This is a genomic window from Mucilaginibacter sp., from assembly GCF_028288105.1.
In the GTDB taxonomy this organism is placed as follows: domain Bacteria; phylum Bacteroidota; class Bacteroidia; order Sphingobacteriales; family Sphingobacteriaceae; genus Mucilaginibacter.
In genome coordinates, this window is record NZ_JAQBOI010000304.1 from 1 (window position 1) to 7,538 (window position 7,538).

At 40.8% G+C, this 7,538-nt stretch carries 8 protein-coding genes; 1 reads left to right on the forward strand and 7 read right to left on the reverse strand.

Annotation, left to right across the window (positions count from 1 at the left end):
* Positions 1-83 precede the first annotated feature (83 nt).
* From JWQ85_RS20250 to JWQ85_RS20265, 4 genes are all read right to left on the reverse strand, one after another.
* Positions 84-827: a type III pantothenate kinase gene (locus tag JWQ85_RS20250; RefSeq protein WP_299471233.1), complete on the reverse strand. Its 744-nt coding sequence runs from the start codon at positions 825-827 to the stop codon at positions 84-86.
* A complete protein-coding gene (purQ, locus tag JWQ85_RS20255) occupies positions 827-1,519 on the reverse strand; it encodes a phosphoribosylformylglycinamidine synthase subunit PurQ (protein WP_299471234.1) in 693 nt (230 codons plus the stop codon). The genes JWQ85_RS20250 and purQ overlap by 1 nt, the downstream gene beginning before the upstream one ends.
* 45 nt (positions 1,520-1,564) lie before the next feature.
* Positions 1,565-2,551, reverse strand: coding sequence for a DUF6427 family protein (locus JWQ85_RS20260; RefSeq protein WP_299471236.1), 987 nt, complete (start codon positions 2,549-2,551; stop codon positions 1,565-1,567).
* 475 nt (positions 2,552-3,026) lie between these two features.
* Positions 3,027-4,010: a glycosyltransferase family protein gene (locus JWQ85_RS20265; RefSeq protein ID WP_299471238.1), complete on the reverse strand. Its 984-nt coding sequence runs from the start codon at positions 4,008-4,010 to the stop codon at positions 3,027-3,029.
* A gap of 479 nt (positions 4,011-4,489) precedes the next feature.
* On the opposite strand from JWQ85_RS20265, the gene JWQ85_RS20270 reads away from it, so the two are divergent.
* On the forward strand, positions 4,490-5,002 hold the full coding sequence (locus tag JWQ85_RS20270; protein ID WP_299471239.1) for a hypothetical protein: 513 nt from the start codon (positions 4,490-4,492) through the stop codon (positions 5,000-5,002).
* On the opposite strand, the gene JWQ85_RS20275 is transcribed toward JWQ85_RS20270, so the two are convergent.
* The 3 genes from JWQ85_RS20275 to JWQ85_RS20285 all read right to left on the reverse strand — a co-directional run.
* The gene (locus JWQ85_RS20275) at positions 4,999-5,853 is read right to left on the reverse strand and encodes a UDP-2,3-diacylglucosamine diphosphatase (protein ID WP_299471241.1); all 855 of its coding nucleotides are present in this window, start codon (positions 5,851-5,853) and stop codon (positions 4,999-5,001) included. The two genes, JWQ85_RS20270 and JWQ85_RS20275, sit on opposite strands and share 4 nt — an antisense overlap.
* A 511-nt stretch (positions 5,854-6,364) precedes the next feature.
* Positions 6,365-6,895 (reverse strand): DinB family protein, encoded by a 531-nt coding sequence (locus JWQ85_RS20280; protein ID WP_299471242.1) that lies wholly within the window; start codon positions 6,893-6,895, stop codon positions 6,365-6,367.
* The coding region (locus tag JWQ85_RS20285; protein WP_299471244.1) for a YjjG family noncanonical pyrimidine nucleotidase at positions 6,892-7,538 on the reverse strand (647 nt) is incomplete at its 5' end. The genes JWQ85_RS20285 and JWQ85_RS20280, both read right to left, overlap by 4 nt.

A 7,538-nucleotide genomic window follows, 5' to 3' on the forward strand; every position in this document is an offset into this window, starting at 1 on the left:
AACTGGAAGTTGCAGTAGATTGTGCCTTTACGCCAAGTGCAGTAGCAGTAAATAAGAACAGTAAAATTACGAACCTAATATATTTAATCATTAAGCTTTTGTATAGCAGCGTTTAATCCTTTAAGAACCAGGTAAGGTTCAATTTTTATATAGGGGGCAAAGATGCTATTTTTCAATAGAGAATCAAAAAAAATACTGTCGCCCCCGCATAGTATAATATTGTACCCTTTTTGTGTTTTTATGTACTCATTTATAAAGCCTTCCAGCTCGTACCTTACTCCGTTTTGCACCCCCGATTTTATTGCGGATGCGGTATCATTACCATACGCCGCGTTAAAGTTTTTATCGGGCTTAATTAAAGGCAGCGCCGCGGTATAATGGTTAACGGCTTTATAACGCATATTTAATCCCGGTGATATACTGCCGCCAAAATAATTCGCGCCGGCATCAATAAAGTCATAAGTAATGCAGGTGCCACCGCTTATAATTATATTATTTGTACCCGGATATAAATAATTTGCCCCTATTACAGCTGCCAGCCTATCGGCACCAAGTGTATTGGGCGTTTTATAATGGTTATTTATACCTGCCGTTATGCTGCTGTTAAAATATATAACCTGAAACTCATTTTCCAGCAGGGTTTGCCAGGGTTGTTTTTCTGTTTTTACAGATGACGTTATTACCCTGTTAATTTTATAAATGCTTAAAAAGCTATCTATATCCTTGCTGCCGGTTTGTTCATATTGCTCTACTTTCAGCAGGTCGTCGTTTTCAAAAACAGCGACTTTGGTAAAAGTATTGCCAATATCAATAACCAGGTTTAGCATCAGGCTTTAGCCATTGACAATATTGATTCGAAAATGGCAAGGCCATCCTCGTTACCTACAAGGCTTTCAGATGCACGCTCGGGGTGTGGCATAAAGCCAAACACGTTACGGTTAGCATTAGTTACACCCGCAATGTTTTCAATAGATCCGTTAGGGTTGCTTTCGTCGGTAACGTTACCAAACTCATCGCAATAGCGGAACAATACCTGATCGTTATCGTTAAGGGCCTTTAATACATCAGCATCAGCAAAATAATTGCCCTCGCCATGTGCTAAAGGGATTTTTAACGCGCGCTGCTGATCAATAAACTGTGTAACCAGCGAGTTGTTGGTTTGCGCTTTCATGTGAATGTTGCGGCAAATAAACTTGCGGTTTTTGTTATGCAACAATGCGCCCGGCAAAAGGCCTGCTTCTGTCAGGATCTGGAAACCATTGCAAATACCTAAAACTTTACCGCCCCTTGCTGCAAACTGGATAACCTCTTGCATAATAGGCGAGAAGCGCGCAATTGCGCCCGAACGAAGGTAATCGCCAAAAGAAAAGCCGCCTGGCAATACAATAAACTCAGCACCCTGCAAATCATGGTCTTTATGCCACAACCGCACTACCTGCTGGCCCATTACATTTTCAAGAACGTGGATGATATCTTCATCACAATTGGAGCCTGGAAATATTACTACACCGAATTTCATGCTACAAAACTAATATAACCTATGAAATTTGAACGAATGTAAAAGTTAAAAAGTGTTAAACTGAAAATATATGATGCTGATAAGCAGCAATAAATACAAACTTTCGTACATCCATTTAATGTTGGCGTTTATAAAATAGTACGAAAAAAACACCGCTGCAGGCACAGCACACAACAAAAAGTGGTTAAGATTAAACTCGGTTTTAACGTAAAACGATAAACTGCCAATTAAAAATATTATAAATAAAAGTTGGAACGATTTGCGTACCTGCACATAGCTTTTGTAATAGTTTTGCTGCAGTTTAAAAAAGTAAAGCACTAAAATAAGCAGCACAGGTATCAGCACCAGGTAATTATAGTAGTTAAGGTTAATGCGGTTTGGAAACTTGGCACCTAATGGCGCCCAGATATGATAAAAGCCCCCCAGCTTATTATTGAGATAATAGAAAACCGCGAAAAAGAAGAAAATGGTAAGATAGCCTAATATGCCCGATACCCACTCGCGCCAGTTAAAAGGTTTGAATATTACCAACGCTATCCAGATGGATAAGAACAGGAATATATAAGGGAGGTAGATGATAGAACCAATGGCTACGATCATCCCTACATCATAAGCGGTTGATTTTGCATCGTCGCTTTTGTAAAAGCTGAACAGTTTAAACAGCATCCATATCACCAAAAAATTGCAGATGAGCGGTGCGCTTAATACCATAAATGGCGCGAACAGGGCTGTTAACGTTACATACATTAACGATGGTAAAAAGGTAGGCCTGCCCAATAAATTAAAATGATTAACCAAATAATTAAGCAGCAATGCTTGTGCAAGCACCAATACCCCCGCCCAAAAAACATTTGCTGTGGGCGAAAAAGCATACTCGTATGATATTGGTACAAGTAAACGGGCAAAGGGTTCAACAAAGGTAAATTCGAGCTTATCTGGTACATGTGCTATGTAACCAATACGCAGTATGAACATTAAAATGGCCAGCCATAAAACATTAAGCGGATTAAATACCTTGAAAATACTGATCATACAGGTTGGCTAATGGCTGCAAAATTAGCACAAAAACTGTGTTTGATGCAATCGGATTATTGATAGGAAGTATATTAATAGAATATTTTGAATGTTGAACAGGTAGGAGGCTCCGACGGAGCCAATTGTTGTTTTCGGTTTTCTATAAACAGGATACTCCTCTGGAGCTTTGTTTTAGAACGGCTACCCTGTAGGGGTAACCTGTTTATAGAAATATGATAAATAGGTTTGGCTCTGTAGGAGCCTCCTAAATTAATGTGCTATTACCGCGCGTATTTCTTAACTATATTATCTGCTATCTGCGCGGTTTCATCCGGAATTTACGATGATATGGTGGTCATCGGCCAGCCAGTTATTTATGCGCGATACTCCTCTGGAGCTTTGTTTTAGAACGGCTACCCTGTAGGGGTAACCTGTTTATAGAAATATGATAAATAGGTTTGGCTCTGTAGGAGCCCCCTAAATTAATGTGCTATTACCGCGCGTATTTCTTCACCATATTATCCACTATCTGCGCGGTTTCATCCGGGAAATCAACGATGATACGGCGGTCATCGGCCAGCCAGTTATTTATGCGCGATACAAAATCGTGATTAATGGTATGCACCACCTCAACCCCAAGCTTTGAGGCAGAAAGGGCGTTGCACTGTTGCTCGTACTGCCCCCGCATGGGTATCATCAATACCTTTTTACCCAGGAACAAAGCTTCGGCAGGGCCTTCAAAGCCACCACCGGTAAGCAGGCCGGCGCAACTTGCCAGGCTGGTATTAAAAGCCTCGTTATTTATCGGGAACACATTAACATTGCCTTCGCGATAAGCTGTTTTTGTACGCTTGCTGAAGATCTGCCACTCGGCGTTGGTGCCTTTTAAATGTTTGATAAGTGTTTTATCGCTATAGGCGGGCAGGTACACCGTGTAATGGCCCAGGTTGCTGGTTACCATCTTACGGATATCGCTGCGGATAACCGGGGTATGGATAAAGTCATCATAACGCTCAAAATGGAAACCAATGTGATGCGTAGTGGGTGAGTAATATTTAAACAACCACTCGGCATAGTTCCACTTTTTGGGGCGAGGTGTTTTCTTCGAAACAAATGAACATTGGTGACTTAACGATACCGACGGCACTTTTTGCAACCTGCATGCCCAGGCGCTAACCGGTTCAAAATCGTTAATAATAAGATCGTATTGGTTTAGGGGGATGCTGTGCATATCCTTCCAAAGCTGGCGCAGGTTCATTATTTTGAACGTGGCCCAGTTATCAACCCCGCCGTTTTTACCAAATACAAAACTAAAGCCATGGAAACGATATTTAAGCGGCTGCGACAGGCTTACCTCAGCTTCGGTACCACTTACCAGCAGGTCTACATCGCCATATTGCTGTAATAGGGGCACAATTTCGCGGGCACGACTAATGTGACCATTCCCTGTACCTTGTATACCGAACAATATTTTCATAGAATAGAATTGTGGGCAATTTAGTAAAGAAATATGTATACAAGATTATTAAATGATGAAATGCGGGTAAAGTTGTATTTGCAGTAATTAGATATGGTGCGGTGATAACACCGACCATAGGTTAACTGGGTGATCTGTTCCGTTTGTTCCATTTATAAAATGGAACAAGTGGAACACTCTGTTAATGAACATGTTGGCGATATTATTTTACATTTTTTGGCGTATTAGTCCTGCTGGTAGATGGCGTAATGATCTGTAAATAAGATAGATGTGTATTTTAGAGCTCTGTTCCACTTTTTGTAGAATGGAACAAGTATTTTGCGGAGTATCCTGGTTGTGGGATGGCGGGGGGAAACCGACCAGCGGCTATTACCCCAGCTTAAGTAATTAACCATTCGGTGATTTAAAGTATTGATTATAAGTGCTTTTTGTTATATTTAGGTGTATATTCAAACAAAACCTTACTATAAATTGATGCCATGAACACTAAAGACACATTAGACTTAATACTAAACGGGGTACAATTATTATTTGTTGTTATAGGTGGAGTATGGGCTTACTTTAGATTTAGAAGGGAAAACCCGCTGCATCCACGCATCGAATTTGGTTTAAAATGTAAATTTTATGGGCCTATTCATAGCTCTTATTTGGCCACTTTTACAATTATAGCTAATAACAAAGGCAATGTTGAACATAGATTTAGTGAAATACGTTTAAAAATTCGCGGTATAAAAGGCGATGAAGACTTGACGGTATTTGAAAAGTACGCTCCAATGGTTGAATTCCCCGAAAAAATAATTGATAAGGTGAATATAGTTCCTCCTCAATTTGGGTATTTTTTTGTAAGGCCTGGCGTGAACCAATCTTTTAATTATCCAACCCAAATTTCTAAAGAAATTCGTTATATAATAGTGAGAGCGACCTTCAAATATCAATTAACAAATGACCTTCATACAACTGAAGAGGTATTTGAAGTAAAAGAAATGCTCTAATGCGCTTCCTGCTTAAATCTTTCCAGCAGGCTGCGTACATCCAGTTTGGCGTCAAGGTCTTCGGCGTCGGTTATGTCGTCTTCGTCGTTATCCTGTTTAAAATCATCAGCAAGATATTTAAAAACCTTCCACTCCTGGTTATGATACTCCAGCGAGGTAAGGCTTTCTACCCAGTCGCCGCTGTTTAGGTATAGTACTGAGCCGGTTTGTTCGGTTGATTGGATCTCCCTTATCTCGGCATGATGGATATGCCCGCAAATAACGTAGGTGTATGCTTTCTCTACGGCCAGGTCGGCGGCGGTTTGCTCAAACTGATTAATAAATTTTACCGCATCCTTAAATTTGGCCTTTATTTTTTGCGAAAAGCTCATTTTTTCCCGGCCCATAGCGGTTAGGAACCAGTTAGTAAGACTATTGATCAATATGAGCGTATCGTACCCAACCGCGCCCAGTTTTGCCAGCCATTTAGAGTGCTGCATGGTAACATCAAACACATCACCATGAAAGATCCAGGCTTTTTTACCGTCAATGTTCAATACTATCTTATCCAATAGTTGGAAAGTGCCCAGGTTAAAATCGGTGAATTTACGCAGCATTTCGTCGTGGTTGCCGGTAAGGTAATACACGGGTACACCTTCGGTAACAAATTTTAAAATGCGGCGCACCACTTTCATGTGTGCTTCGGGCCAGTAAGATTTGCTGAATTGCCAAATGTCAATGATATCCCCGTTAAGGATAAGCATTTTGGGCTTTACACTTTTAAGATATTTAAGGAGTTCTTTAGCGTGGCAGCCATAAGTGCCTAAATGGACATCAGATATGATAACTATATCTACTTCGCGTTTTGCCATTAAAATTGATAGGCTAAAAAATTAGCCATTTTTTAATTACGCTGGTAAGCTGGCAACGAGTGTTATTCCTCGTCGTCGTCGTCATTAACCTTTAGTTCGTAAGGGCTTAGATAGAATGCACCAAGCAATACCAGCAATCCTATTACAAACAAGTAAGCAAATTCAAAATTCATCTTTCCTTATTTTTACAAATATCCGATAATCAAATTATTATAGTGTTAAGACTATGTTAAATGTAAAAGGTTACGTTGCCACACTAAATAAATATGAAAGTCGGTTTATGCAGGCCGTATGCCTGTTTGGTAAGGTAAGTTACCAATATAATATGAAAATGACGTGAAAGTTTTTCTTACGTTTAGATAGTATGTTTAGTGCATATCTGAAACTGCAAGGTGTAGAATTTGTAAAAGAAGTGACAGTGTTTTGTCAGCACCTCAAAATTAAATATTTGATTATGAGTAATTTGTAAATATTAACAGGTGTTCAGGCCGTGAACGTGAACACTTTTATCCTACCCTTTTGCTAAGTTGTTTTTAATCCGGCCCAACTGCTTTAAGTGATGTTCTAAATGCACGCGGATAAATTTGAACCATTGCGTGGCATTTAGCATGCCTAAACGTGGGTGCTGCCAGCGCGAATTTTCTTTAGCATCGTTTATTAATCCGGTAATTCCTTCAATGCGTTTGCGGGTTTTTATGAGCAGGTTTTTTGCTTCTTCCTTATCTATTTTCTTGGGGGCTAATTTTTCGGCAACTGCTTCCGGTACCTTTATTTTACCCGGTGGGAATTTCCCGGTCAGCATTAAATAATAACCCCAAAAGCCCATGCCCTTTTTGGTTGGTGGGCAATTATTATGTGTACAGCGCTCCAAAGCAATGCTGGAACCCAAGCTTGCCCTAAGGATATGATCGTAAACCTCGGAGCACGACCAGCCACCCATTGGCGGTGTTTCATTAAACAATGCATCGGTTAGGGTATCCAGATGTTCCCGGTAGCTATCTAATGCGGCATCAATGGCACGGCGCTCTTTGGCAATGTTCATAACAATAAAGTTAGCTCTTTTAAATGAGTAACCTGTACCGGTACATCGGCGGGTTTCTCCAAGTTAAAGGGATTGAAATAGATGGCATCCATGCCCACACCCATAGCGCCGCGGATATCCGCCTCAATACTGTCACCTATCATCAAACTTTCGGTAATAGTTGCCCCGGCCAGCTCAATAGCATGCCTAAAAATGGCAGGGTCGGGTTTGTTAACACCCACTACCTCTGATATAATAACGTTTTGAAAGTATGGTGCCAGGTTGGTACCCGCTACTTTCATCTCGGTAGATTCTTTAAACCCGTTCGAGATCAAATGGAGGATGTATTTGCTTTGCAGATAAGCCAGTGTTTCATGCGCATGCGGGAACAGGTTGGTTTTGGTTGGGCCAAGGTTTACATAGGCATCTTCAAAATCGGCAGGCATCAGGTCGGGCTGTACGCCAAGCTCAATAAATGTCGATTTAAAACGTTCTTCGCGCAATTCATCTTTAGTTATCTGGCCCAAATGGTATTGCGCCCAAAGGCGATGGTTATGGCGGGTATAGGTCTCGATGAACAGGTCGGCAGAGGGCAGGCCGATGTCTTTTAGCTTATAAGTACCGTAAAGTTCGTGCAGTGTTTCTTCGGCGTTTTTATCAAAAT

Coding starts and splice junctions, on each gene's coding strand:
- JWQ85_RS20250 (WP_299471233.1), bottom strand. CDS start 827: ATGCTAAACCTGGTTATTGATATTGGCAATACTTTTACCAAAGTCGCT.
- purQ (WP_299471234.1), bottom strand. CDS start 1,519: ATGAAATTCGGTGTAGTAATATTTCCAGGCTCCAATTGTGATGAAGAT.
- JWQ85_RS20260 (WP_299471236.1), bottom strand. CDS start 2,551: ATGATCAGTATTTTCAAGGTATTTAATCCGCTTAATGTTTTATGGCTG.
- JWQ85_RS20265 (WP_299471238.1), bottom strand. CDS start 4,010: ATGAAAATATTGTTCGGTATACAAGGTACAGGGAATGGTCACATTAGT.
- JWQ85_RS20270 (WP_299471239.1), top strand. CDS start 4,490: ATGAACACTAAAGACACATTAGACTTAATACTAAACGGGGTACAATTA.
- JWQ85_RS20275 (WP_299471241.1), bottom strand. CDS start 5,853: ATGGCAAAACGCGAAGTAGATATAGTTATCATATCTGATGTCCATTTA.
- JWQ85_RS20280 (WP_299471242.1), bottom strand. CDS start 6,895: ATGAACATTGCCAAAGAGCGCCGTGCCATTGATGCCGCATTAGATAGC.